20 protein-coding genes are annotated in these 26233 nt (G+C 64.5%); 16 read left to right on the forward strand and 4 right to left on the reverse strand.

Going from position 1 to position 26233, the window contains the following annotated elements; translation table 11 throughout:
* Positions 1-45: 45 nt before the first annotated feature.
* The 5 genes from gmk to AB0O52_RS19370 all read left to right on the forward strand — a co-directional run bounded on the left by gmk (position 46) and on the right by AB0O52_RS19370 (position 5735).
* Entirely contained in the window at positions 46-618 is a 573-nt protein-coding gene (gene gmk / locus AB0O52_RS19350) for a guanylate kinase (RefSeq protein WP_364541025.1), read from the forward strand.
* A 39-nt stretch (positions 619-657) separates the two neighbouring features.
* Entirely contained in the window at positions 658-918 is a 261-nt protein-coding gene (rpoZ, locus tag AB0O52_RS19355; RefSeq protein ID WP_028267125.1) for a DNA-directed RNA polymerase subunit omega, read from the forward strand.
* 27 nt (positions 919-945) lie between these two features.
* A complete protein-coding gene (coaBC, locus tag AB0O52_RS19360) occupies positions 946-2193 on the forward strand; it encodes a bifunctional phosphopantothenoylcysteine decarboxylase/phosphopantothenate--cysteine ligase CoaBC (protein ID WP_364541028.1) in 1248 nt (415 codons plus the stop codon).
* Between the two features lie 92 nt (positions 2194-2285).
* Positions 2286-3515 (forward strand): methionine adenosyltransferase, encoded by a 1230-nt coding sequence (metK, locus tag AB0O52_RS19365; RefSeq protein ID WP_284982275.1) that lies wholly within the window; start codon positions 2286-2288, stop codon positions 3513-3515.
* A 123-nt stretch (positions 3516-3638) separates the two neighbouring features.
* Positions 3639-5735 carry a primosomal protein N' gene (locus AB0O52_RS19370; RefSeq protein WP_364541071.1) on the forward strand — a complete coding sequence of 699 codons (2097 nt, stop codon included), beginning with the start codon at positions 3639-3641 and terminating at the stop codon, positions 5733-5735.
* Here AB0O52_RS19370 and AB0O52_RS19375 read toward each other — a convergent pair.
* The 4 genes from AB0O52_RS19375 to AB0O52_RS19390 are packed head-to-tail and all read right to left on the reverse strand — an operon-like array spanning position 5732 to position 9671.
* On the reverse strand, positions 5732-6817 hold the full coding sequence (locus AB0O52_RS19375; protein ID WP_364541031.1) for a glycosyltransferase family 1 protein: 1086 nt from the start codon (positions 6815-6817) through the stop codon (positions 5732-5734). The genes AB0O52_RS19370 and AB0O52_RS19375 overlap by 4 nt on opposite strands.
* A complete protein-coding gene (locus AB0O52_RS19380; RefSeq protein WP_364541034.1) occupies positions 6814-7761 on the reverse strand; it encodes an alpha/beta hydrolase in 948 nt (315 codons plus the stop codon). The genes AB0O52_RS19375 and AB0O52_RS19380 overlap by 4 nt, the downstream gene beginning before the upstream one ends.
* 10 nt (positions 7762-7771) lie before the next feature.
* Positions 7772-8653, reverse strand: coding sequence for an aldo/keto reductase (locus AB0O52_RS19385; RefSeq protein WP_364541037.1), 882 nt, complete (start codon positions 8651-8653; stop codon positions 7772-7774).
* Positions 8654-8699: 46 nt separating this feature from the next.
* Positions 8700-9671, reverse strand: coding sequence for a sugar-binding domain-containing protein (locus AB0O52_RS19390; protein WP_364541040.1), 972 nt, complete (start codon positions 9669-9671; stop codon positions 8700-8702).
* A gap of 124 nt (positions 9672-9795) precedes the next feature.
* On the opposite strand from AB0O52_RS19390, the gene AB0O52_RS19395 reads away from it, so the two are divergent.
* The 11 genes from AB0O52_RS19395 (at position 9796) to AB0O52_RS19445 (ending at position 26133) form a co-directional block, all read left to right on the forward strand.
* Positions 9796-11619, forward strand: a complete 1824-nt coding sequence (locus tag AB0O52_RS19395) for a glycerol-3-phosphate dehydrogenase/oxidase (RefSeq protein WP_364541043.1) — start codon at positions 9796-9798, stop codon at positions 11617-11619.
* A gap of 174 nt (positions 11620-11793) precedes the next feature.
* The gene (locus AB0O52_RS19400) at positions 11794-12543 is read left to right on the forward strand and encodes an MIP/aquaporin family protein (RefSeq protein WP_364541046.1); all 750 of its coding nucleotides are present in this window, start codon (positions 11794-11796) and stop codon (positions 12541-12543) included.
* A gap of 57 nt (positions 12544-12600) precedes the next feature.
* Positions 12601-14115: a glycerol kinase GlpK gene (gene glpK / locus AB0O52_RS19405; protein ID WP_364541048.1), complete on the forward strand. Its 1515-nt coding sequence runs from the start codon at positions 12601-12603 to the stop codon at positions 14113-14115.
* Between the two features lie 340 nt (positions 14116-14455).
* Complete coding sequence (leuS, locus tag AB0O52_RS19410; protein ID WP_364541074.1) at positions 14456-16984, forward strand: leucine--tRNA ligase; 2529 nt, start codon at positions 14456-14458, stop codon at positions 16982-16984.
* A 57-nt stretch (positions 16985-17041) separates the two neighbouring features.
* Positions 17042-18091 (forward strand): DegV family protein, encoded by a 1050-nt coding sequence (locus AB0O52_RS19415; protein WP_364541051.1) that lies wholly within the window; start codon positions 17042-17044, stop codon positions 18089-18091.
* Between the two features lie 70 nt (positions 18092-18161).
* Positions 18162-20036, forward strand: a complete 1875-nt coding sequence (locus AB0O52_RS19420) for a DUF222 domain-containing protein (RefSeq protein ID WP_364541054.1) — start codon at positions 18162-18164, stop codon at positions 20034-20036.
* Between the two features lie 116 nt (positions 20037-20152).
* Positions 20153-21055, forward strand: a complete 903-nt coding sequence (locus AB0O52_RS19425; RefSeq protein ID WP_364541057.1) for a helix-hairpin-helix domain-containing protein — start codon at positions 20153-20155, stop codon at positions 21053-21055.
* 1 nt (position 21056) lies between these two features.
* Positions 21057-22862 (forward strand): ComEC/Rec2 family competence protein, encoded by a 1806-nt coding sequence (locus AB0O52_RS19430; RefSeq protein WP_364541059.1) that lies wholly within the window; start codon positions 21057-21059, stop codon positions 22860-22862.
* Complete coding sequence (gene holA, locus AB0O52_RS19435; protein ID WP_364541062.1) at positions 22781-23797, forward strand: DNA polymerase III subunit delta; 1017 nt, start codon at positions 22781-22783, stop codon at positions 23795-23797. The genes AB0O52_RS19430 and holA overlap by 82 nt, the downstream gene beginning before the upstream one ends.
* 468 nt (positions 23798-24265) lie before the next feature.
* Positions 24266-25525, forward strand: coding sequence for a hypothetical protein (locus AB0O52_RS19440; RefSeq protein WP_364541065.1), 1260 nt, complete (start codon positions 24266-24268; stop codon positions 25523-25525).
* Positions 25526-25563: 38 nt separating this feature from the next.
* Complete coding sequence (locus AB0O52_RS19445; protein ID WP_364541077.1) at positions 25564-26133, forward strand: ATP-binding cassette domain-containing protein; 570 nt, start codon at positions 25564-25566, stop codon at positions 26131-26133.
* Positions 26134-26233 lie beyond the last annotated feature (100 nt).

A 26233-nucleotide genomic window follows, 5' to 3' on the forward strand; every position in this document is an offset into this window, starting at 1 on the left:
AAATACAGCGTTTAAGAAGAACTGCAGCCCTCCACGAAGGACGATGTGAGCAAGAATCCGGGACTGACCGTCCTCGCAGGCCCCACTGCCGTTGGCAAGGGAACAGTATCCACGTATATCCGCGACAATTACCCCGAGGTCTGGCTGTCAGTTTCAGCCACCACCCGTGCTCCGCGGCCGGGGGAGAAGGACGGTGTCCACTACTACTTCAAGTCCGCCGAAGAATTCGACGCGCTTGTTGAGGACGGCCAGTTGCTTGAGTGGGCCGTTGTCCACGGAAGGAACCGCTATGGCACGCTGCGCAGCACCGTGGACGCTGCCATCGCCGAAGGCAGGTCCGTGCTGCTGGAGATCGATTTGCAGGGCGCCCGCCAAGTCAAGGCCGCAGTCCCGGACGCCAAATTCGTGTTCCTCGCCCCGCCCAGCTGGGACGAAATGGTCCGTCGCCTGGTGGGGCGCGGCACCGAAACCCCGGAGGAACAGCAGCGACGGCTGGAAACCGCTAAACTGGAACTTGCCGCTGAACCGGAGTTTGACCACACCGTCATCAATGACGACGTGCGCCGGGCAGCGGACGAGCTTGTTTCACTCATGGGGCTTACCCCGCACCAGCGCTAAGCGCTAGCACTTGTCAGCCCGTTAGAATTTGGAGAATTCGTGTCCACGAACCTTGAAGGCATCATCAACCCGCCGATCGACGAGCTGCTTGCTGCTGCCGATTCAAAGTACGGCCTGGTGATTTTCGGCGCCAAGCGCGCGCGCCAGATCAACGCGTACTACGCCCAGCTGCACGAGGGCCTCTTCGAATACGTCGGCCCGCTGGTCGACACGAAGCTCAACGAGAAGTCGCTTTCCATCGCGCTGCGCGAGATCAACGAAGGCCTGCTGGTTTCCACTCCCATCGAGCCTGCAGAATAAAACAGACTGCCTGTTGACGGAGGTCACGTGCGCATAGTCCTCGGAGTCGGGGGAGGGATCGCAGCCTACAAGGTTGCATCGCTCCTCCGGCTTTTTACTGAGGCCGGACACAACGTCACGGTCATCCCCACAGAGGCGGCCACCCGGTTTGTCGGCGTGGCTACGTGGGAGGCCCTCTCGGGCAACCCGGTGAGCAACAGCGTCTTTGACGACGTCGAGAAGGTCAATCATGTCCGTCTAGGTCATGAGGCGGATCTCATCGTGGTCGCCCCGGCGACCGCCGACCTGCTGGCCAAGGCAGCAACCGGCCAAGCAGGGGACCTGTTGACCAATACACTCCTCATGGCCCACGGACCTGTGCTTTTCGCGCCCGCAATGCACACCGAAATGTGGCACAACCAAGCCACCCAGGCGAATGTGGAAACACTGCGCAGCCGGGGCATTACCGTCCTTGAACCCGCAGTGGGCCGGCTGACAGGCGCGGACTCCGGACCAGGCAGGCTGCCCGAGCCGGAAGCGATCTTCGCAGCCGCCATGGCTTTGGTCGACCCCTCAGCGCCCTCAACCCGGCTCCCTGGCCCGAAACCCCTGGCCGGACGGACCATCACGATTTCCGCCGGCGGCACCCGGGAAGCCCTGGATCCGGTCCGGTTCCTTGGGAACAGGTCCTCCGGCAAGCAGGGTGTTGCGCTGGCCGCCGCGGCGCTTGACGCCGGCGCCCATGTCAGATTCCTCGCTGCGCACATGGACGTCCAGGCACCCCCGGGCGTCGAATTGATCCAGGTTGAATCCGCATTGGAGCTCCGCGACGCCGCGCTGGAAGCCGCCGTCGGCTCCGACGTCGTGATCATGGCCGCAGCCGTCGCGGATTTCCGCCCCGCCGAGGTTTCAGGCACGAAAATAAAGAAGGTCAACGGCAACGACGCCCCCGTGGTGCGCCTTGTGCAAAACCCTGACATCCTGCATGAGCTGGTGGTGCGCCGCGACTCTGAGGCATCCACCCAGTTGATCGTCGGGTTTGCAGCCGAAACCGGGGACGAGGACGGCGACGTCCTGGAGCACGCCACCGCCAAGCTCAAACGCAAAGGCTGCGACCTTTTGGTGGTCAACCAGGTCGGCGTCGGGCGCGTGTTCGGCCAGGACCAGAATTCTGTGATCATTCTCTCCGCCCATGGCGCGGCGGCGCAGTCGGCGGCAGGTTCCAAATCCGACGTCGCTGCCGTTGTCATTGACCGCATCAGCACCGAACTGAGCAGAGTACGCCCGGCCACCTAGGCCTCCGGTGAGCCCCATTCCTTAGCTGGTCCATCCTTAGCAAAGGGACATACGGCGGAAGCCGGTCGCCCCCAACCGAGTAAGGTAGTCGAGTGACTTTACCGCTGCACCATGAATCCCACGGCATCCCGTCCAAGCTCCGGCTCTTCACTTCAGAGTCGGTCACGGAAGGGCACCCGGACAAGATCTGCGACCAGATCAGCGACGCCATCCTCGATGCGCTCCTGGCGGCAGACCCCGAGTCGCGCGTGGCCGTTGAGACCATGGCCACCACGGGCTTGGTGCACGTGGCCGGTGAAGTCACCACGGATGCGTATGTTGAAATCCCGCAGATCGTCCGCGAGACCATCCTCGGAATCGGTTACGACTCGTCCGCCAACGGCTTCGACGGCGCCCGTTGCGGCGTGTCTGTCTCCATCGGACAGCAGTCCAACGACATCGCAGGCGGCGTCTTCAATTCGCTCGAAGCCCGCGAAGGCCGCCAGGAGGACGACTACGACCTCCAGGGCGCCGGCGACCAGGGCATCATGTTCGGCTACGCGAGCGACGAGACCCCCTCCTACATGCCGACGCCGATTTGGCTCGCCCACCGGCTCTCCGAGCGTCTCACCGAAGTCCGCAAGAGCGGCGAACTGGCCTACTTGCGCCCTGACGGCAAGACCCAGGTAACGGTCGGATACGACCGCGACCGTCCGGTTTCCGTTGAGACGGTGGTCATTTCCAGCCAGCATGCTGAAGGTACCCACCTCGATCGCTTGCGCGCCGATCTCGCCTCGCACGTGATCGACCCCGTCCTGGCTGTGTCCAACCTGGACATCTCCCACGTCGCGAATATCCTGAACCCTGCCGGTGCCTTCGTCATTGGCGGCCCGGTCGGCGACGCCGGGCTGACAGGACGCAAGATCATCGTTGACACCTACGGCGGCATGGCCCGCCACGGCGGCGGTGCCTTCTCCGGCAAGGATCCGTCGAAGGTGGACCGTTCGGCGGCCTACGCGATGCGCTGGGTAGCGAAGAACGTCGTGGCAGCAGGCTTGGCCAAGCGGGCCGAAATCCAGATCGCCTATGCCATCGGCCAGGCGCGTCCGGTAGGCACCTATGTTGAAACCTTCGGTACCGAGACTGTTGACCCGGCCAAGATCAGCGAAGCGATTGCGGAGATCTTCGACCTCCGTCCGCGCGCCATCATCGACGCCCTCGACCTCAAGCGCCCCATCTACGCAAAGACCGCTGCGCATGGCCACTTCGGCCGCGAAGAGCCGGATTTCACGTGGGAACGACTGGACCGCGTGGACGAACTGAAGGAATTCTTCAACGCCTGACCGGGCTGCGCTAAGGCTTCGACTGCCGGGGACCTGATTGTCGGTGGTGTGTGTTTGGCTTGACCCAAGAGCCGAACCAGGGAGGTGGCAAGCATGAGCGATGGTTCTTTGCTTCCCTTTGCCATGGCCTCGCCGTCGGCGTCCCATCAGCCGTCCTTGTTGCAGGGCTTCCCGTCGCGCGGGAGCGACTCCGCCGGGCCGCCCCTGGCGGCCAGCGATCCCGTGGCCCGGGTCCTGATCGAATCATCCTTGCCGCATCTCGACAGGTCTTTCGACTACAGCGTGCCGGCCGAGTTGGACGGGACCGCTCTCCCAGGCGTCCGGGTCAAAGTCCGCTTCAGCGGCCAGGAACTCAACGGCTACGTCCTGGAGCGCACGGAATCCTCGGAAGCCGGACATGCCTTGACTCCGCTTCTCAAGGTGGTCTCGGCCGTCCCGGTGCTGACTCCGGCGTTGCTGGAGCTCGCCTCCAGCGTCGCTGCCCGCTACGCCGGGACGCTCAGCGACGTCCTCCGTACCGCCATTCCGCCCCGCGTCGCGCGGCTGGAGAAGCAGCTCCTGTCCGGCGATTCCCTCCTGGACGGACCGGACGAAGACAATGCGGCTGCCGAGGTCTCCACCTCGCAAGCCCAAGCGGCGTGGGCTTCCTACACCAACGGGGCGCCCTACTTGCAACACCTGGCCGGAGGCGGCTCACCCCGTGCCGTGTTGACTGCGACACAGGGTTTTGGAGCGGCCGGCTGGCCCGGGCTTGTGGCGTCTGCGGTGGCGGCGGTCCGCTCCTCAGGGCGGGGCGCCGTCGTCGTCGTTCCCGACTACCGTGATCTCGACCGTATGGAAGCGGCCCTGCGCGCTGTCCTGCCGGCGGGGGACGTCGCGCGGTTGACGGCCGACGACGGCCCGACCCCGCGGTACCGAAGCTACCTCCGGCTCCTCAGCGGCGCCGCAAAGGTGGCAGTCGGCACCCGCTCCGCAGCTTACGCTCCCGTGCAGGACCTGGGACTGGTGGTGTGCTGGGACGACGGCGACGACCTCCACATTGACCAGCGCGCCCCCTACGCCCACACCCGGGAAGTCCTGCTCTTGCGTTCGGAACAGGAATCAGCGGCGTGCCTCATGGCTGCGCATAGCCGGAGCACCGAACTTCAGCGGCTTGTCGAGGGCGGCTGGGCCGTGCCGGTGGAAGCCCCCCGGCCGGTGGTCCGCGCCAGCACGCCCCGGGTGCTCAATACAGCGGACAGCTTCGAACAGGAACGCGACCCCCTGGCAAAGATTGCACGCTTGCCGGGCGCCGCCTGGCGGGCGGCCAAAGAGGGACTGGAGCGCGGACCTGTCCTGGTGCAGGTGGCCCGGGCCGGCTACGCCCCGTCCCTTGTTTGCGAGGATTGCCGCGAAACCGCCAGGTGCAACAACTGCCAGGGACCCCTCGCAATCGCAGGCCAATCGGCTATGCCGCAGTGCCGTTGGTGCTCCACTCCCGCCCCGGAATGGCGTTGCCGCCATTGCGGCGGAGTCCGGCTCCGCAGGGGCGCCGCCGGAGTGCTGCGGACCGCGGAAGAACTCGGCAGGGCTTTTCCAGGCAAAGCCGTCGTGACGTCTTCCGGGAACCAGGTCAAGGCCACGGTATCCGATGCCCGTGCACTGGTGGTGGCAACCGTGGGCGCTGAGCCGATCGCAAGCGGCGGCTACGCGGCGGCGCTGCTCCTGGACGGCAATTCGCTCCTGCGCAGGGAAAACCTGCGTGCCGGCGAGGACACCGTACGGCGTTGGTTCAATGCGGCAGCCCTCGTGCGGCCCGCGAATGAAGGCGGGCTCGTGGTCATCACCGCGGACGACACCACCGCGACCGGGGCCCTGTTGCGCTGGGACCCTGCGGGATATGCGTCCCGGGAACTGGCACTGCGGCAGGAACTCCAGCTACCGCCCGCAGTACGGATCGCGTCGGTGACGGGCAGACGGGCCGACGTCGTGCACTTCACCGAAAGCCTGGCCGAAAACATCCAGCTGCGCACCGCGGGCCCCGCTCCGGTCTCCCTCACCCAGTCTGCACAACATCCAGCACAGCGGGAGGGCGATCCGGACGTCCGGACGCTGATCTTCATTCCCTACGCACAGGCAGCTGTTGCCACCCGTTCCATGCGGGCCGTCAAGGCCGCCAGTGCGGCGAAGCGGACTTCGGGACCAGTTCAATTGCGGCTCGACGGCGTGGATGTCCTCTAGCGCCGCTTACTGCTGCGCATCGCAACGATCTCTTCGGCCACGGCCAGGAGTTGGCGGGCCGATTCGTCCCAATTGAAGTGGGCTGCGCGTTCCACAGAGCGGCGTGAGCGCGCTTGCCAGAATTCCACATCTTCAAGGGCTTTGACGGCCGCGGCGAATTCGCCCGGCGATTCGGGGTGCACATAGCTCACGGAGTCCCCGCCGACCTCGCGGAAGATGGGAGTGTCGCTGGCGATCACGGGAGTGCCGAGTGCCATAGCCTCGACCAGGGGCAGGCCATAGCCTTCCGCTTTGGACAGGCTGACGAGGGCGGTGGCGCGGAGCAGGAGGGAGTCGTATTCGGCATCCGTGACGCCGTTGTGGAACTCGACCCGCGCTCCCGGCGGGACCAAAGACTCCAGCTCGGCCCGGCGCTGCGGCGTGATCCTGCTCAGCAGATGCAGCGTGAATCCGGGCAATTCGGCCATTCCCTGGATCATGGTTTCCACATTTTTGTAGGGCATGAACGAGCCCATATAGAGCAGGGATTTCTCGGCGCCGGCTGCGGGATCGCGCGGCGACTGGCCCGGCTGTGGCGCGTTGCCCACGATCCGGACCGGGCGGCGGGTCAACTTGAACTTCGCCATGAGCGACTCGGTGGTGTGGCTGATGGTGGCAACGATGTCGGCCCGGTTAAGAAGCAATCGCTGCGGCCAGTAGGCCTTGTGGTAGAGCCGCCAGAGCAACCGGACCGGTGCGGGCAGGAAGCCCGGAGGGGCCGGGTGCTCATAGTAGATGAGGTCGTGCAGGGTCAGGACCAGCCCGTAGTTGCGGCCCCAGGTGCCCATGGTCTGCATCGGGCAAACCACAACGTCGGCCCCGAGCTTGTTGACTTCGCGGGCAACGAACAGTTCGCAGGGAGACAGCGGGCTGTTGATGTGAACGTAGGGGACATCCGGGAGGAGCGCCAACTGGCGCTTGTCGCTGATGAGCATGGTGACGTCCGCGATCTTGGACGTCGCCGCTATGAGGCTCGATCCGTAGCGGCTGATCCCGTCATGATGGTCCGTGCGGGTGAAGCGGGCATCTATGACGATTTTCACGCGGGGTGTTCCTCCAGGAAGCTGCGGATGGCGGCGGCGGCCGGCGCCGGTGTCTCGTAGTGGATCAGATGCCCGACGTCGGGAATCACTTCCAGCGCACCGTCCGGCAGCATCTCCAACAACTTGTGCTGGTCCCGGAGCAGGGCGATCTCGTCTTTCTCGCCGGCCACCAACAACACGGGAAGGTCCAACTGCGCGGCCACCTCGGCCACATGGCTGGACACCGAAGCCCGGAATGACTCCAGGAGGCTCGCGCGGTCGGCGAACGCGGAGAAGTACGCATCGTGCTGGCCATGGACAAAGGCCCGGAGTTCCTTGTCCCGGGTCTTGGCCATCGCGGCGCTCATGACGCGGACAATGAGGCGGCTGCGCAAGACGGCGAGCCCCAGCCGGCGCGGGAGCTTGGCCGAGACCTGGTAGTACAGGACTGCCAGCTTGGTCATGAGCCCTTTGGGGCCCTCAAGCGCGGGTGCGGCGATGGGATTGACCAGGATCAGCGGATGGATGGCTCCCGGGTTCGCGGCGGCGAAGTGGCTGGCCACAATGGATCCGAAGGAGTGCCCCAAGAGAACAGTGTCGGGTCCGAGGCCCAGGGCCGCCATGAAACCGGTGATGAACTTGCCGTACCGATCCACGGTGTGGGGGTCTCCGGCGAAAGGCTCCGAGCTGCCAAAACCGGGAAGGTCGGGCATGATGACCCGCATTTCGGGCAGGTGGTCTACGACGCGGAGCAGGCCGTGGTGGTCACCGCGGAAACCGTGGATGACCAGTATGGTCCGGGTATCCGCGGTCACCTTGACCGGCTCGTAGCACCAATAGGCGACGTTGCTGCCGTCGAGGTCGATGTCGGAGGCACTCGTCCGGGCGGCCAGTGCCTTGCTGAAGAACTCCCGTGGGGAGGCTGGTGCGGGTTCGGGGGAGTGGTTGGTGTCCACTTGTTCCATTCGGCGGGTCCTAGTTGACGTTGTCCGGGTGTGACCCGGTGCGGTGGTGGCGTTCGAGGGCGGCCAAGCCATCCATGTCGTCGGCATCCAGCTCGAAGCCGAAGACATCGAAGTTCTCCTGGATGCGTGCCGCGGTGCTCGCTTTCGGGATGACGATGTTTCCCAGCTGGAGGTGCCAGCGGATGATGATTTGGGCAGGCGTCTTTCCGTATTTGTCGGCGAGCGCCCGGACGGCCGGATCCTGGAGGACCTGGCCGCGGCCCAACGGGCTCCACGCCTCGGTGCGGATGCGCAACTGCTCGTGGAGCGTCCGGAGCCGGGTCTGCTGCAACCATGGGTGCAGCTCAATCTGGTTCACCGCCGGAACCACTTCGGCTTTTTGCATGAGTGCTTCGAGATGGGCCGGCTGGAAGTTGGAGACTCCGATCGCGCGCACCCGGCCTTCGCGGTACACGGTTTCCATTGCCCGGTAGCTTTCCTGGAACAGTCCGCGTTCCGCGCAGGGCCAATGGATCAGGTATAGGTCGACGTAGTCCAGGCCGAGATTGGCCATGGAGGCATCGAAGGCGCGGAGCGTGGAGTCGTAGCCTTGGTCATCGTTCCAGAGCTTGGTGGTGACAAAGACGTCTTCGCGGGAGAGACCGTGGGTGCCCTCCCCGGAGCCTCCCGTGTTGCTGTCCACACCGGGCGGGGGTATGACCGCACTGCCGATGCCGCGGCCGACCCCGGTCTCATTGCCGTACATGGCTGCTGTATCGAAGTGCCTGTAGCCGGCACCGAGTGCAGTGGCGACCAAAGAGGTGGCGTCCGCCGGTGGCACCTTGTAAAGCCCGAACCCCAACTGGTCAATCAAGACACCGTTGTTCAGACTGAGCCTAGGCGAGGGTTTCATAGCCAAGACTCTACCTATCTCGATGCCGGGAATGTTTCAGCGACCTTCAATTATTCGCAGAAGGGCTGCCGAAACTGACCAGGCGCTTCGCCGTGGCCTCATCCAGGATCAAATCCGTTGCCAGCCCCGCTTCGAGCGCTCCGCGAAGACCGTTGATCTTGGACGCACCCGAGACGACGCAGATGCGGCGGCGGACCTGCCGGAGTTGCTCGTGGCTCGGGCCGGTGGACCGCTCGTTGAGGGTGATGCCGCCGGAAGAGCCGTCGGCGCGGAAGAAGACGGTGGCAACATCGCCCACGACGTCCGAGCTGGCCAGCAGGGACAGGTCCGTTTCATCGAGGTAGCCGCCTGCGTACACGTGGCTGGGGTAGTCCGAATGCACCGAGCCGACGCCGAATATGGCGATGCTCATCCTGGCTTGGAGGTCGAGCACGCGCTGGACGCTGCGCTCATTCCACATGGCGGTCTTCGTCGAGGCATGGTCGAAGAAGGCGGGCACCGGGAACTGTTCCACCCGCGCACCATAGGCGATGCCGAACCGGCGCATGATGTCGCTCGCGTAGGTGATGCCGGTGGTCTGCATGTTGCCGGCGCCATTGAGCTGCACGATAGTGCTGCCGTGCGTGATCTTGCGCGTCAGGTGCCTGCTGACCGCGCTGATGGTCGCACCCCAGGCCACTCCGATGATGGCGTTGGAATCGACCAGGGGACCAATGGTCCGTGCGGCCTGCGTCGCCACCCGGTCAAGGGTTTCCGCCTCGTTCAAGGTGTCCAGAACCGGCACCACATGGACATCGACGCCGTAGTGGTTGCGGATCATACGCTCCAGTTCGGGAGCGGAATCCAGTGGACTGCGGATCTGGATCTGGACCAGTCCCGACTCGCGGGCCGAGGACAGCAGGCGGGACACCGTTGAACGCGAGGTCCGGAGTTCGCGGGCAATGGCGTCCATCGTGAGGTCCTGGAGGTAGTACATCTGTGCTGCCCGGAGGGCTTCAGAATGTCGTGATCGTGGCATCTCAATTCCGTTCTGCACGTTTGTGCAAGTAGCTTGATTTCATTTTCCATTCCTTCGAAGAATAGTTGTGCAAGGTGCGACGTCAAGTGATGCAGCGCATACTCCAAAGCCCAAGGGAGCAGTTTTGGGATACACCAGCAATTCCGGTTCCGCAGCAGGATCACCACGTCGGACCTCGGTCTCGGCACTTCGCGAACGGCCGCAGGCCCAGGTGCTGATCATCGGAGGCGGCATCAACGGCGTCGGAACCTTCCGCGATTTGGCACTCCAAGGCGTGGACGTCGCCCTCGTGGAACGCGGTGATTACTGCCAGGGCGCCAGCGGAGCCTCATCTCACATGATCCACGGCGGCATCCGCTACCTCGAGAACGGGGAATTCCGCCTCGTCCAGGAATCGGTGGCCGAGCGCAATCGGCTTTTGAAGATCGCGCCCCACTACGTCAAGCCCCTGCAGACAACCATCCCCATCTTCAGCACCTTCTCCGGGATACTTTCCGCCCCCACGCGCTTCCTCACGCACAAGCAAGGCAAGCCGAAAGAACGCGGCGCCTTCCTCATAAAGCTCGGACTGAGCATGTACGACTTCTTCTCCCGCGATGGCGGCAGCGTCCCCCGCCATCAGTTCAGCGGCAGGCAGAAGGCCTTGGCTGAGTTGCCGAAGTTGCACCCCGGCATCAAATACGCTGCGACCTACTTTGACGCCTCCGTGCACAACCCGGAGCGCCTGACGCTCGATGTGCTGCAGGACGGCGAAAAGGCGGGTATCCGGAGCGGCTTGCCGGGCGGCAGCGCCCGGGCCAGCAACTACGTTTCCCTTCTCTCGACCGACCCCGCCGCCGAATCAGCCGGCCCGGCCGGCGCTGTTTTGCTGCGCGATGAACTTACAGGCGAGGAATTCAGCTTCCAAGCCGACGTGATCGTCAACACCACCGGCGCCTGGGTTGACCTCACCAACGCGGCAATGGGTGCGGCGAGCCGCTTCATGGGCGGAACCAAGGGCTCCCACATTGTCCTGGACCACCCGGAGTTGCTTGCGGCGTGCGGCGGGCGCGAAATCTTCTTCGAACACACGGACGGGCGGATCGTCCTGATCTACCCGATGGGTGACCGTGTCCTGGTCGGCACCACCGACGTCGAGGCCGACATGGCCCAGGACGCCGTCTGCACCGAACCCGAGATTGACTACTTCTTCGACCTCGTCGGCCACGTCTTCCCCTCCATCACCGTCGAGCGCAGCCAGATCGTCTACAGCTTCGCCGGCGTCCGGCCGCTTCCGCGCCACGACGACACCCAGCCGGGTTTCGTATCCCGCGACTACCGGATCGAGCGAAGCGAGCGGAAAGCTTCCGGTGCGTCGGCCGCCGGTGACTTGACCGCCGCGGGCGGGAAGGCCGCCGTCGTACTGTCATTGATCGGCGGAAAGTGGACCACCTTCCGCGCCCTCGCCGAACACCTGAGCAACGACGTCCTCCGGGAGCTGGGCATGGAGCGGAAGACCTCGACGGCGAAGCTCGCCATCGGAGGCGGCCTGCGCTTCCCGGACAGCGAAGACGGAATACAGGACTGGGTCAAGAAGCACATGGCTCCCGGCCTCAGTGCCGATCGGGTCACCGGCCTGCTGACCCGCTACGGCACCCGCGCCAAGGACGTCATTGCGTACCTCGAGGCAGGCGAGGATCGGAAACTGCGCTCCACGAACGAGCTCAGCGTCCGGGAGCTCGAGTTCATGGCCGTCAACGAACAGCTCGGACACCTTGTGGATGTCCTCATCCGCCGCACGTCGCTGGCCTTCCGCGGCCTGGTGACCGGGGAGCTTTTGAACGAAATCGCCGAAGTCCTCGCCGCGCAGCTTGGCTGGGACGCAACGAGGCGGGAAGCGGAAATCCAGCATGCCCAGGAGGTGCTTCTGCGTTTTCACGGCGTGACTGTTCACAGCCTCGTCGCATGAACGTATTGTACGTCTCATCAGCTTGATTGTTCGGGCACGGAAGCCCGGACACAAGGGTTGCGGTGTTCCGCTTCGTAAGGGAGGACCGCAACCGGGACGGCGCTAACAGACGCCGGCCCAACGGCCCCAACAAAACCTGCAGGGCTGACAACAGAAGAAAATGAGGAGTCAAAGATGTCTCTCGGAATTGTTTTCCTTTCCGAAGTATTCGGAACCGGCATGCTTACCCTGCTTGGCTGTGGCGTTGTGGCGAACGTCGCGCTCAAGGGCACGAAGGGTAACAGCGGCGGGTTCCTGATGGTGAATTTTGGCTGGGGCATCGCAGTATTTGCCGGCGTATATGTAGCCGCCATGTCCGGTGCGCACCTGAATCCGGCCGTGACGCTCGGTCTCTTGGTTGACGGCAAGGCCGAGTTCGCCCCGGGGGTGGCCGTGAGTGCGGCATCCACGTTCACCTACTTCGGTGGAGAACTGCTCGGCGCCTTCCTCGGCGCCATCTTCGCCTGGCTCGCCCACAAGCAGCACTTCGACGCCGAGCCATTGGCAGCCAGCAAGCTCGCCGTATTCTCCACGGGACCGGCCATCCGCTCGTACCCCTGGAACCTCGTCACCGAAATCATCGCAACGTTTGTGCTGGTCTTCGTGATCCTGACCTTCGGCGGCACCCCCTCCGGCTTGGGCCCGCTCGCGGTGGCATTGCTCGTCGTCGGCATCGGCGCGTCCCTTGGCGGACCGACCGGCTACGCGATCAACCCCGCCCGTGACCTCGGACCGCGTATCGCCCACGCTATTTTGCCGATCAAGGGCAAGGGCTCCAGCGACTGGGCCTACTCCTGGGTTCCGGTGGTCGGCCCGCTCGTGGGCGGAACCATCGCAGGACTCGTCGCCCACTCCATACCGATCATGGCAACCGTCACCAAGTAGCAACCGCTCAGCACCTATCCCGCATCCACACCAAAGCAAGCAGACAAGGACGTCAAAATGTCGCAATACGTCATCGCCATTGACCAGGGAACCACCAGCTCGCGTGCCATCGTGTTCGATCACTCAGGCAACATTGTCTCCACCGGCCAGATGGAGCACGAGCAGATCTTTCCCCAGGCCGGTTGGGTAGAGCACAACCCAGTGGAGATCTGGGACAACGTCAGGGAGGTCGTCGGCTCTGCGTTGTCCAAGGCCAACCTGACGCGGCACGACATCGCTGCCGTCGGCATCACCAACCAGCGCGAAACCGCCGTTGTGTGGGACAAGAACACGGGCGAGCCGATCTACAACGCCATCGTCTGGCAGGACACGCGCACACAGCCCATCGTCGACGAGCTGGCAAAGGACGGCGGCCCCGAGCGCTTCAAGCAAAAGGTAGGCCTGCCCTTGGCCACCTACTTCTCCGGCACCAAGATCAAGTGGATCCTGGACAACGTCGAAGGAGCGCGGGCCAAGGCCGAAGCCGGGGACCTCATCTTCGGCAACACCGACTGCTGGGTCCTGTGGAACCTGACAGGCGGCGTGGACGGTGGCGTGCACGCCACGGACGTCACCAACGCCTCGCGCACCATGTTCATGGACCTCGACACCTTGCAATGGGACCAGGACATTCTGGACGCATTCGGCGTGCCGGCGTCGATGATGCCAGCCATCAAGTCCTCCTCAGAGGTCTACGGCACGGTGCACACCTCGCAGCTGCTGCGCGAGGTGCCCGTCGCAGGCATCCTGGGCGACCAGCAGGCGGCAACCTTCGGCCAGGCGGCTTTCGAGCCCGGCGAAGCCAAGAACACCTACGGCACCGGCTGCTTCCTGATCTTCAACACGGGCGAAGAAATCGTCCACTCAAAGAACGGTCTGCTCACCACGCTCGGCTACAAGCTGGGCGACGCCAAACCGCACTACGCGCTGGAAGGTTCCATCGCCGTCACGGGATCACTGATCCAGTGGCTGCGCGACAACCTTGGCTTGATCAGCACCGCTCCTGAGGTGGAGACGCTGGCGGCCGGCGTCGAGGACAATGGCGGCGTGTACATTGTGCCCGCGTTCTCGGGCCTGTTTGCCCCGTACTGGCGCGCCGACGCCCGCGGAGCCATCGTTGGCCTGACCCGCTTTGCCAACAAGGGCCACATTGCCCGCGCGGCCCTCGAGGCCACCGCCTTCCAGACCCGCGAAGTGCTCGACGCCGTCAACGCGGACTCGGGCGTTCCGCTGACCGAGTTGAAGGTCGACGGCGGCATGGTCGCCAATGAGGCGCTCATGCAGTTCCAGGCCGACATCCTGGGCGTGCCCGTAGTCCGCCCGAAGGTCGTGGAGACCACGGCCCTGGGTGCCGCCTACGCGGCCGGCCTCGCCGTCGGCTTCTGGAAGGACCTCGGCGAGCTTAGCGCCAACTGGAACGAGGACAAGCGCTGGGAGCCACAGCTGGACGACGCCGAGCGGGACCGCCAGATGCGCCTGTGGAAGAAGGCTGTTACCAAGTCCATGGATTGGGTGGACGAGGACGTTAAGTAGCTCCGGCCTCTCCTAAACGTCCCGCCTCGCCCCGAAAAGGGGCCGGTAACTCCCGCCCGCCCGCTTCGCGGTGCCCACCACACCATGGCGGGGAGTCACCGGCCCCTTTTCTCTGTGCCCCAACCCACCGACCGTCCAGTGTTACTTGGGACAATGAACAGGGTAAGGTGGCTTTATGCGTGCGATCCTTCTGCTTAGCTAGCCGCCCGGTATACGTCGATCTAGAGCATCGCGAACCGAGCGGCCGCCCCTCCTTGCCGAGGGGCTTTTGTGTGTCCGGGACCTTCCGGGGCCCGGAGCAGGAGGCAAAACCGTCATGGAAGAACAGAAGAGGGCAGCAGTGAGCGTTCAGCCGGAGACAGAAACCGGAGCACAGTCAACAGTGGCAGGCGAGACGCCCGAGGAGGGTGTCTACAGCTTCGCCTCGATGGAGGCCAAGTGGCCGCAGGTCTGGGAAGACCTCAAGGTCTTCACTCCGCTTGACGACGGCTCCCGCGAGCGGCGCTATGTCCTGGACATGTTCCCCTACCCTTCGGGCGACCTCCACATGGGCCACGCCGAGGCCTTCGCGATGGGCGACGTCGTGGCGCGGTACCTCCGCCAGAAGGGTTTCGATGTCCTGCACCCCATCGGTTGGGACTCGTTCGGCCTGCCGGCAGAGAATGCTGCCATCAAGCGCAACGCCCACCCCAGCGAGTGGACGTACGCCAACATCGATACGCAGGCAGCATCGTTCAAGCGTTACGCGATCTCAGCCGATTGGTCCCGCCGGCTGCACACTTCGGACCCGGAGTATTACCGTTGGACGCAGTGGCTGTTCAAGCGCTTCTACGAGCGCGGGCTGGCCTACCGCAAGGATTCCCCGGTCAACTGGTGCCCGAAGGACTTGACCGTCTTGGCGAACGAACAGGTAGTCAACGGCGCGTGCGAACGCTGCGGGACACCTGTCACGAAGAAGTCACTGAACCAGTGGTACTTCAAGATCACCGAGTACGCCGACCGTTTGCTGGCTGACATGTCCGAGCTCCAGGGGCACTGGCCCGAGCGTGTGCTGGCAATGCAGCGCAACTGGATCGGCCGGTCCGAGGGCGCACACGTCCGGTTCGTCATCGAAGCCGCGGACAGCCGCGCCGAGCGCGAAGTGACTGTCTTCACCACCCGCCCGGACACCCTGTACGGGGCAACGTTCTTCGTTGTCGCCGCGGACGCGCACCTGGCACTGGACCTGGTCACGCCCGAACACCACGACTCGCTCATGGCCTACCGCGAGAAGGTCAAGGCCCTGTCGGACATCGAGCGCCAGTCCACCGAGCGCGAGAAGACCGGTGTGTTCACCGGCCGCTATGCCGTCAACCCGCTCAACGGTGAAAAACTGCCCGTGTGGGCAGCCGACTATGTGCTCGCCGACTACGGCACAGGCGCCATCATGGCAGTGCCCGCGCACGACCAGCGCGACCTCGACTTCGCCCGCGCGTTTGACCTGCCGGTGCGTCCGGTCCTGAACACCGGAGGGGAAGACCCGGCGGAAACCGGAATCGCGACTGCCGGCGAGGGCACCCTGATGAACTCCGGCGAACTGGACGGTTTGTCCAAGGCCGAGGCCATCCCCGCAGCCATCGACATCCTGGAAAAGCTGGGCACGGGGGAGAAGTTCGTTAACTTCCGCCTGCGCGACTGGCTCCTGAGCCGCCAGCGCTTCTGGGGTACCCCAATCCCCATCATCCACTGCGCCGAATGCGGCGAGGTGCCTGTGCCGGACGATCAACTGCCTGTCCGGCTACCGGAAGACCTGCGCGGCGAAGCACTGTCTCCCAGGGGCACGTCTCCTCTCGCCGCGGCCCTGGAATGGGTCAACGTCGAGTGCCCCAACTGCGGACGCGCCGCCCAGCGCGACACGGACACCATGGACACGTTCGTTGACTCGTCCTGGTACTTCCTGCGCTTCGTTTCCCCGCACTACACCGAGGGACCGTTCGATCCGGCCAAGATCAACGACTGGATGCCGGTCGGCCAGTACGTGGGCGGCGTCGAGCACGCCATCCTCCACTTGCTCTACGCCCGCTTCTTTACCAAGGTCATCCACGACATGGGCCTGCTCGCCGCGGACGAGCCCTTCAGCGCCCTGCTCAACCAGGGGCAGGTCCTCAATGGCGGCAAGGCCATGAGCAAGTCCCTCGGCAACGGCGTGGACCTTGGCGAGCAACTGGACAAGTTCGGCGTCGACGCCGTCCGCCTGACCATGGTCTTTGCCTCCCCGCCCGAGGACGACGTCGACTGGGCCGACGTCTCGCCGTCGGGCTCCGCGAAGTTCCTTGCCCGTGCCTGGCGCCTTGGCCAGGACGTCGCAAGCGAGCCCGGCGTCGATGTCTCCACCGGTGACCGCGCGCTGCGCACTGTGACCCACAGGACCATCGCCGACGCCGCTGAGCTGTTGGACAACAACAAGTTCAACGTCGTGGTGGCCAAGCTGATGGAGCTGGTCAATGCGACCCGCAAAACCATCGATTCCGGTGCCGGTGGCGCAGACCCCGCCGTCCGTGAAGCCGCCGAAGCCGTTGCTGTCATCTTGAGCCTCTTCGCGCCGTACACGGCCGAGGACATGTGGAACCAGCTGGGCCACCCGGCCTCCGTGGCGAACGCCGGCTGGCCCTCCCACGATCCGTCGCTTCTTGTCCAGGACACCGTGACGGCCGTCGTGCAGGTACAGGGCAAGGTCCGCGACCGCTTGGACGTCTCCCCGGACATCGGTGAGGACGCCCTACGCGAGCTCGCCCTCGCCAGCGACAACGTGCAGCGGGCACTCGATGGCCGCGGCATCCGTACGGTGATCGTGCGCGCACCTAAACTGGTCAACATCGTCCCGGCATAGCCGGGAAACGGCCGTCGGCGCTTGCCGGCGGCCGGCCACCAGCTCCAGGAGGATCCCTTGACGGACCGCGAACCACCCGCTTGGTTGTGGCTCAAGGAACGTTTGGCCCGCCTGCGCCAGTCCACGACGCCGGGCCGCGCCGGAGTTGAGCCGGCGCCTGTCGCCGTGCGTACCGCCGTCGTGACCGATTCGGCAGCCGCGCTCCCCGCCGAATGGGCCAAGGCGTTCGTTGCCGACGGCAGCCTCGCCGTTGTGCCGATGCCCGTCCTGGTGGGCGAAGAGATCTACGGCGAGGGTGAGGACGACATCACCCAGACCCTCGCGCTGGCCTTGGCGGCGGGATCGCCCGTGAAGACCTCCAGGCCGTCACCTGGCCAGTTCGAACAGGCCTATCTCGCCGCCCAGGACCGCGGTTTCGAAGCCGTCGTCTCCATCCACATTTCCGCGGGGCTGTCCGGCACCGCGGACGCCGCAAGGCTGGCTGCGCAACGCGTCTCGATCCCCGTCGAAGTCGTTGACTCCCGCACCGTGGGAATGGCGCAAGGCATGGGTGTCCAAAGCGCGCTGGTTGCCGCCGCAGACGGTCGTTCCGCAGCCGATGTCCGTCGCTTCGCCGAGGAGCGATTGGGCCGCACCAAGGTGTACTTCTACGTGCCGAGCCTTGAGCAGCTCCGGCGCGGCGGCCGAATCGGCACTGCTGCGTCTTGGCTCGGGACAATGCTGTCCATCAAGCCGATCCTCGCGGTCGACGGCGGCAAGATCGTGCCGCTCGAGAAGGTGCGCTCGGCCGCCAAAGCCGTTGCCCGGCTTGAAGAAATCGTTGCCGCCGACGTCAATTCGCGGCCAGTAGGGCAATCGCGGCTCGCCGTGCACCACTTTGGCAACCTGGCAGAGGCAGAGCGGCTCGCGGCCCGGCTCGGAGAGAGTTGCCCCGGTTGCCCGACGGCGCAGATCAGCGCCCTGCCTGCCGTCCTCGCGGCCCACGCCGGGCTCGGCGTTTTGGCCGTGGTTGTCGGAGAAAGCAGTACCCCTGGCGCCACGACGCTGCTGCGTGACAGTGCGGATGCTGCATCGGACCACGCGAACGCGAGGCGGAGCCACCCGTAGCCTCGGGGTAAGTGCGCAGGCCCTCAGGGGCCGAACTTATTTTGTCAGAGCCTCCTGGCAGAGTGTTTCCATGGAAGCGATCGGATACTTCGACACCCGGCAGGGCCTTGCGTCCCGCGGGCTTTCCGGAGTGTCCCGTCATGCCCGTGTTCCGCATCTTGCCGGGGTTCCGGGCGGGATCCCGGGCGGTCTGGCGTTGGTGGATCCGCCCGACCTTGGCGGCCGCGGCGACCGCGGCGGGCGGCAGGCCGTGTTGGACGACGCCGTGGCGGCGCTGAGGTCGCTGACGGACAAGGCGGCCGACGACGTCGGAAGCCTGGGTCTCGAAGAGGCTGTCGCGTTCGCGTCCGGGGTGGAAGAACTCTCCCGGGCCCTGGATTATCTCCAACTGCTCGCCGCAGCCGGGCTGGACACGGCCCGGAACGATGAACCCGCCAGCGGGCCGGGCTGGACCACAGGCTGGGCCGCCGACGCGGGGAGTGACTCCGGCACGGACACAGGCTCCGGCGCGGTGGAGACCGGTGCGGACACACGCTCCGGCGCGGTGGAGGGGAGCGCCGCCGGCGCGGTGCAGGGGCTCGTGCGGGGCGGGGAGTTCCGGTCCACGGCCGAGCATCTGCGGTCCTTGCTGCGGATCAGTGCCGCCGAGGCCAGGCGCCGGCTCGCGCTGGCCCGGGAGCTGCTGCCGGGCCGGGGCCTCACCGGGCACACAGTCCCTGCCCGGCACGGGGAAACCGCCGCGGCGCTGGCGTCCGGGACGATCGGCACCGGCGCGGCCGGGATCATCACGATGGCCGTGGCGAAGGTGCGTCCGCTGTGCGCCCCGGAGAAGGCCGCGGAAATGGAACACGCCCTGGCCCGGACCGCGGCGGAAAACGACCAGGACTTCCTGGCCAGGGTTGCCCGGCGCTGGGTCGAGGCGATCGACCAGGACGGCCCCGAACCGTCCGAAGAATCCCTCCGCCACCACCAAGGGGCGTTCCTGCGCCGTCCCAAGCACGGGCTCGCGCACGTGGAGATCTTCGCCACCGCCGAACAATACGAACACCTGCTCACCGTCATGAACACCGCCGCCAACCCCCGCACCCGCACACCCCAAGACACAACACCCCGCGACACAGCACCCCTGGGTGCGGTTCCCGCCTGCGCGGAACCATCCGGCGGTTCCTTCACAGATTCCTTCGCCGATTCCTCCGCCGGTCCGTCCGGCGATTCCTCCGCCGATCCCTCCGGCGAGGCGGCGGAGAATGCCGGGCCGCCGGACCGGCGGTCGAGGGCGCAGAAGCTCCTGGACGGCTTGATCGGCGCCTGCCGGCTCGCCCTGGCCACCGGGTCCCTGCCCGCCACCGGCGGCCACCGCCCGCAGATCCTGGCCACCATCGACCACCGAGACCTCTTCCCCCAAGACAGCGCGGATCCGGATCCACAGTCCGGTCAAGTTTCACAGTCCGGGCAGGCCTCGCCGCCCGGTCCAGTTTCACGGCCCGGGCAGCCTGCCCTGTTCAACCGGCCCCGGCAGGGCAGCGGCACCGGGTCCTTCACGTTCACCGGCCCCGTCCCGGCGGCGACGTTGCGGAAGATCGCCTGCGACGCGGACATCATCCCCGTGGTCCTGGGCGGCGAGGGCCAGGTCCTGGACATCGGACGGGCCTCACGGGTCTTCCCAGCCCATATCCGCAAGGCCATCACCGCCCGGGACAAGGGCTGCGCTTTCCCCGGATGCACCATCCCGGCCCCCTGGTGCGAGGCCCATCACATCGAGTACTGGTCCCGGGGCGGACCCACTAGCACCGCGAACGGGACCTTGCTCTGCAGCCATCACCACCACCTGATCCACAAGGAAGACTGGCACATCCAGGTCCGCAACGGCATCCCCTGGTTCATCCCGCCACCCCACACCGACCCGCACCGGAAACCCCGAAGAAACCACTACTTCCAGATATGAGCTCGGAGTTGCCCGGTCCTGCCCACTGATCCTCCACAGGCACTCTGCGGCGCCCCTGTCCACATAGCGCCGGTCCGGGCTGCTGCTGCGGGTCCGGACGTTCTACGCTCGTGGATATGCCACGCAGGAACCGAGCCTCACCCGCGGACGATGCTGCGAGTTCCGCCCGGCTCCGATTCGCTGCTCGTCTTGCACCACCGCCGGACCAGGAGGCGGGCGCGCAGCTGAGCCACGACAGCAAAGCCGACCCTTTGCTTCCGTTGCAAACGTTGATGGCATCCGGCTCGGGTATGGCCGATGCGGGCGTGCAGTCAGGCACCGAAGACGTGTCCGAAGCGGCAGGGCCTCCATCGCGGCTTCGGTGGCGCACACCGTGGCGCGTGGCCGTGTTGTTGGCTTTGCCTTGCTTGGTGCTGGTGGTCTGGTTCTTCTGGCAGTCCTGGTCCGGGCAGCCGACGATTGAGCCGCTCGTCCGAAGTTCACATGCGGGAGCAACTCCAGAAGCGGGTACGGGAAGCAAAGGCCGTGTCAACGAGGCTCCGGAACCAGAGAACGGAGCCCGACTGCTTACCGTCCATGTTGCCGGTGCGGTGAAAAGTCCCGGGATCGTCAGGGTGCCTGCCGGAGCACGGGTGTTTGACGCAATCGCTGCTGCCGGCGGTGCGGATCCTGCAGCCGAGCTGAACAGTCTGAACCTTGCCGCTGTGGTGCAGGACGCCGCGAAGATCCATGTTCCACGGACGGGGGAGGCGGCTCCGTCACAGCCCGCGGTGTCAACAGGCGGCGCTCCAACAGCCGGCGGTACGGGAGCAGGGACTTCTGCCAGCGGAAAGGTGAATCTCAACACTGCAACCGCTGAAGAACTCGACACCTTGCCGAAGGTCGGCCCCATCCTGGCCAAGCGCATCATCGAATGGCGGCAGCAACATGGCCCGTTCGCTTCCGTGGAGGACCTCGATGCCGTGGATGGTGTCGGTCCCAAGCTAATGGAATCGCTTCTGCCGTTGGTGACGGTTTAGGGTGCGTGGGGTCAAGGCCGGTCCGGGCCGGGTGGACCTTCGGCTGGCCCCCTCTGCCATTCTCACGTGGGCTGTTTCTGTTGCGGCCGCCTATCTACCTTCGCTGTGGACGGGAGTCGTGTGCGCGGCTTTGGCCGCAGCCGCGTGTCTCCTTTTCGCCGCCCGGGCCGCGGCCCCTCGAAGCCTGAGGACGATTCCCGCGACTTTGGCAGTCGCTTGCTTGTTCGGAGCGGCCGTGGCCGCCCACGCCGCAGCGGAAGCCGGCCAGCGCCAGGACGGTCCAGTTGCCGACGCCGCGGCGGCGCGCGACTCGGTCGTCATCCACGTGTTGATCGTGGGTGATCCTCGCGAACTAGGCACGGACTCACGTGGATCGGGACGGTGGGCAGTTCCCGCCGAAGTAATCGATATTGCGGCCGACGGAATGCTCATCCGCTCCCGCACAAGAATTCTGCTGACCGGAGGCGAAGGCTGGGACCAAGTCGTCACGGGACAGGAGGTTAGAACCGCCGGCAAACTGAAGCCGGCAAAACCAGGACAAGTCGAGGCCGGTGTTCTTGCCGCCGCCACCCCACCCATGCGGCCGGACACACGGCACAAGCCGGAAGCACCTGGCAACATCCCCCAGGGTCCAGCGCAATTGAAAAAGCAATTCCGCTCCGCCACTGAATGGTTGCGCGGCGACGCGGCCGGACTTCTGCCCGGAATGGTCACGGGCGACACCACGGGGTTGGACGAAGGCCTGGAGGCGGCGATGAAGACCACCGGCACCACCCACCTCACGGCGGTCAGTGGCGCAAACTGCAGTCTCATTCTTGGCGGCCTGGTGCTTTTGGCCAGGACCTTCCGGTTTGCCAGGGGAGTGGCGGCAATGGTGGCCCTTGCCGGCTTGGCGGGCTTTGTCATGATGGTGGGACCGGACGCCAGCGTCCTGAGGGCGGCGGTCATGGGTGCTATCGGCCTCAGCGCACTAAGTAGCGGCAGGCAGGGCCGGAGCCTTGGCTTTCTCTGCCTTGCCGTGACTGGCCTTCTCATTCTGGATCCCTCACTCGGTACAAGCATCGGGTTTCTCTTGTCTGTCCTCGCCACGCTGGGAATTGTCCTGTTGGCACGACCCATCGCCTCTTGGGCACCAGCATGGGTGCCTTCCTGGCTGGCGTCCGCCGTCGCCGTTCCCTTGGCCGCGCAGCTTCTGTGCAGCCCGGTCATCGTGGCCTTGCAACCGCAGTTCTCCAGCTACTCACTGCTGACGAACATCGCAGTTGCCCCCTTTGTCGCACCCGTGACCATCCTGGGAACCATTGCGGTTCCCCTCGTTCCCTTACTTCCGTGGCTTGCAATTGTTCCGATCGCCGTTGCCGGGGTCAGCTCGGCAACGGTGGCGGCAATAGCCAGGTTTTTCGCAGGACTTCCGGGAGCGGCCCTGCCGTGGCCGGAAGGTGCCACGGGAATCGCCACCATGATTCTCTGGTCCGTTGTCACCATCCTGCTAGTGTGGCTGGTCCTCCATCCGGTCTGGGCGGGCTCCGCCGTACTGTCGTTGCACCGCCGCTTGGTATTCCTTATAGCCGCCGCGGAGTCCGCTGTCCGTCACCACCGGACCGATGGCCATTCCGCCGGCTCGCCGCCGCCCGGTGTGCGGGTCGCAGGGTTGAGGAACACCGCCCGGGACGCTGCACGTGGGAGACTGGGACCAAAGCAAAACCCTTCTGGAAGGAAGCAACATTGGCTGCTGGCCAGGTCTCCAAGGCCAAAACCTCCGCGGCGAACACCGCCAGCTGGCGGGACGTTACCCCGTCCGCGGTAGTGCTCATCACCGGCCCTGAGGAGTACCTCGGAATCCGGGCAATGGATCGGATCCGCTCGCAGGTGCGGGCCGCGGCACCCGAAGTGGAAATCAGCAGGCTCAATGCCGGAAGCTACGAGTCCGGTTCGCTCGCAATGGCGGTGACGCCGTCGCTTTTCGATGAGGCCAAACTCATCGAGATCGAGGGCCTCGAGTCAATGAACGATGCCTTCCTTGCCGATGCCTTGAAATACGTCACCCAACCGGAGAACGACGTCGTGTTGGTCCTTCGCCACGGTGGCGGGGTGCGCGGAAAGAAGCTCCTCGACGCCATCAAGTCGTCCGGATGGCCAGTGGTGGACTGCCAGCCCTTGAAAAAGGACGCCGAGAAAACAGCATTCGTGGTCTCGGAATTCAAGGCAGGCGGCCGCCGCATCGAAGCGGAAGCTGTCCAGGCCCTCGTCAATGCAGTCGGTGCCAGCCTCTCGGAGCTTGCTGCGGCATGCAACCAGCTCATCGCAGACGCCACCACCGCGGTCGACGCAGCCACCGTCGAGCGCTACTACGGCGGACGCGTGGAAGCCACGGCCTTCAAGGTTGCGGACGCCGCCATGGCCGGCAACGGGCCGCAGGCCCTGTCCAGCCTCCGGCATGCCCTCGCCACCGGGGTCGACCCGGTGCCGCTGGTGGCCGCCCTCGCCGCCAAGCTGCGCACCTTGGCCAAGGTAGCTGGTGCCCAAGGATCGTCGGCACAGATTGCCAAGCAGCTTGGCATGCAGCCATGGCTCGTTGAACAAGCCCAACGTGACGTACGCCGTTGGACTCCCGAAGGCCTGATCCGTTCCATCCAGGTCACGGCTGAAGCGGATGCCCAAGTGAAGGGCCTCTCGCGGGATCCCGTGTACGCGGTAGAGCACGCAGTCACGGTCATTGCCAACGCGGCCCGCGGCCGCTAGAGGGGCTAGTGCCCGGCCGCTGGCCAACTCAGCCCGGCGCCGCGAGTTTCATCCCACGCACATCCCGCCAGTCCACAAGTCAGTCAGCAGACGTGCCGCGACGCGCTCTGCGTGTCACCAACGCACAAACAGGCGGGCGGCTGGTACTCAATTTCGAGGAAATCACCACTCAATTTCGGGCAACGACCACTCAAATTCAAGCCAACGGCTGCCCAGCCGGCCCTTTTAACCGTAGATTTCGCGGTGAGGGAATCCTTCCTCCGGATGCCGCGCCCGACGTGCCTGCCCACTGAGATGCCGGTCGTTTGACTTTGCCCTGGGAGGGCCACAATGAACTCGCCGAACGTCAACCATAGGCGTCCTCGTGCATACGCTGTGGTCCTCTCCGGGTGCAAGGCCACCTTCACTAACGATTTTCGGCGAAGGTCCCGTCGACTCCAGGACCTTCTGACGGGTTTAGGCTTTTCATTGCACACCACCGCAATTAACAATGCACTGATATTTGGGCATTTGTTCACACTACTAATCGTCGGTGTCGGAATAGTGTGGACGCCTCAGCGGACCGCGTTAATCACATGGGGAATTCCGCTCAACACTCCTGACATAGTGAGCATCGTGACGGTGCTGTTGGCAATGGCGCTTATACAAGCCAGGCGCCGCTACAGGAAAACCCATGGTTGCTGGAACACCGTGTCAGCACCCCTTGACGTAGGGATGCGCGCAGGTTTGGTCCTTACTGATCTTGGTCTCGCCGCCATGCTCATCCTTCAGAACCTGCGGTGTCACAATAACAATAACCTGCTAGCTGCCGGGGCCCTCGTAATCTCATCATTTCTTGTCGTGGCACCGCTGAAGAGAGCGGGGATCCGGGTACTCGTTGTTTCGATTGTTGCCTTGTCGGCGTGCAGCCTGATTCTTCTCGTTACGAATGCGCCGTCTTTTGATATCGATGAAAGCTCCGGCTCCGCATCGGCTTACAAGTTGTTGTTGATCCTGGCTGGCACTGTTCTTACGGCCGCGTCTACCCCTGCCGTCTACAGGGCCACCGCTCATCCTCGTGCCCGACGTAGCCGAGGGTTGATGACTGATTTATCAATTAAGGCAGCATGCATTTTTCTCTTGTCAAGCTTGGCCTTGTCCGTCATGGAAATGACACCCTGGCCGTGGACGGCGCCCTTTATTGCTCTTGCGGTCTTCTTCTCGGGTTTAGTTCTGTATCGATCATCTTTCGTACAGATCTCTTCACCTGAAACCTTGGGCTTTGCCCTATTCCTAGTAAGGCTTAGACCATCCTGGGTAAGGCCGCTCATTGTCCGCAGCCTGGTAACAGCGCTCGTAGTGACTGCGCCATTGACCTTGATGTTATGTGTATTCCTCCTTTTAGGAAAGTACACCCAAGCGGCGGTCTTGCTTGTTGCTCTTGCCTCTCTCGAGATAAGCATCGACGCCTTGATCCTCCAGCGTCGGACAGCAGTCATGCCAGGTTCGCAGATCTCGAAATTGGCGCAGACATCAAGGGCAGGCTTAGGCGCAGCGCTTTGCGCTGGCCTCGCAGTTGTGTTCTCAGGCATTCTTGGCACCGCTGCATTGCAAGCAACACAGGGTCCCTGGCTTGGCGTAACGTCTGGCGCACTGATTCTCGTGGCTGTTCTCTTGACCTCTCTGGTTCTCAACGACGCACCTGCGTGGCTGCGTGAACTATCAGTCACCGAAATGGAGGACAGGTGAAATCTCTAGCGCGTGTCGATCATGCCTTTGGATCCCACGTGATCTTTGACCGTGCCTCTGTAGATCTTCCGGACCGAGGCGTTGTTGCGCTTCGAGGTCCGAATGGATGTGGCAAAACCACCCTACTCAAGCTCCTCGGTGGCATGATCTCGACGTCGTGCACTGAAATCGCGCGGTGGAGAAAGGACTTGACGGCGGTCTATCTAGACACGGACTTTCTCACCCTCGACTACCTCACGGTCGAAGAACACTTGGATATGGTCAGGCCGCTGATTGGCCCGTCGGAGATGCCGGAAGGGGACGGGCACCATCTTCTGACAGAACAGATGATGCCAACCAAGGTTGCAGACCTGTCCTTCGGACAGCGCCAGCGACTTGTTCTGACAGTAGCTTTGGCACTCAAGAACGTCGAAGTCCTTCTTCTCGACGAACCTCTTAACGGATTGGACCAGCAAGGCTCTCTAATTGCACGCCAGTCAATGCTCGCCGTAGGAAGAAGCCAGCTGATCCTCGTGGCTACCCACGAGGATGACCACTGGACCGACTACGATCTCGCGGTCCGCCGCAAGGATGCGTTCGAACTGCGCCCAACAGGAGCACGAAAATGAGCAGTCCCCTCTTCGTCAAGCTGGTTGTGAGTCATTCATTACCTGTTGAGAAGGAGCCGGCGATGGCCGTTGATACCAAGGGTTTTACGCGGGAAGAGAT

Source organism: Arthrobacter sp. NPDC080073 (assembly GCF_040686575.1).
In the GTDB taxonomy this organism is placed as follows: Bacteria; Actinomycetota; Actinomycetes; order Actinomycetales; family Micrococcaceae; genus Arthrobacter.

Bases quoted from the DNA above. Each gene is read 5' to 3' on its own strand.
- AB0O52_RS19380 (WP_364541034.1), bottom strand. From the start codon at position 7,761: ATGGAACAAGTGGACACCAACCACTCCCCCGAACCCGCACCAGCCTCC.
- AB0O52_RS19400 (WP_364541046.1), top strand. From the start codon at position 11,794: ATGTCTCTCGGAATTGTTTTCCTTTCCGAAGTATTCGGAACCGGCATG.
- AB0O52_RS19425 (WP_364541057.1), top strand. From the start codon at position 20,153: ATGCCACGCAGGAACCGAGCCTCACCCGCGGACGATGCTGCGAGTTCC.
- AB0O52_RS19370 (WP_364541071.1), top strand. From the start codon at position 3,639: ATGGCCTCGCCGTCGGCGTCCCATCAGCCGTCCTTGTTGCAGGGCTTC.
- AB0O52_RS19385 (WP_364541037.1), bottom strand. From the start codon at position 8,653: ATGAAACCCTCGCCTAGGCTCAGTCTGAACAACGGTGTCTTGATTGAC.
- AB0O52_RS19390 (WP_364541040.1), bottom strand. From the start codon at position 9,671: ATGCCACGATCACGACATTCTGAAGCCCTCCGGGCAGCACAGATGTAC.
- glpK (WP_364541048.1), top strand. From the start codon at position 12,601: ATGTCGCAATACGTCATCGCCATTGACCAGGGAACCACCAGCTCGCGT.
- AB0O52_RS19420 (WP_364541054.1), top strand. From the start codon at position 18,162: ATGGAAGCGATCGGATACTTCGACACCCGGCAGGGCCTTGCGTCCCGC.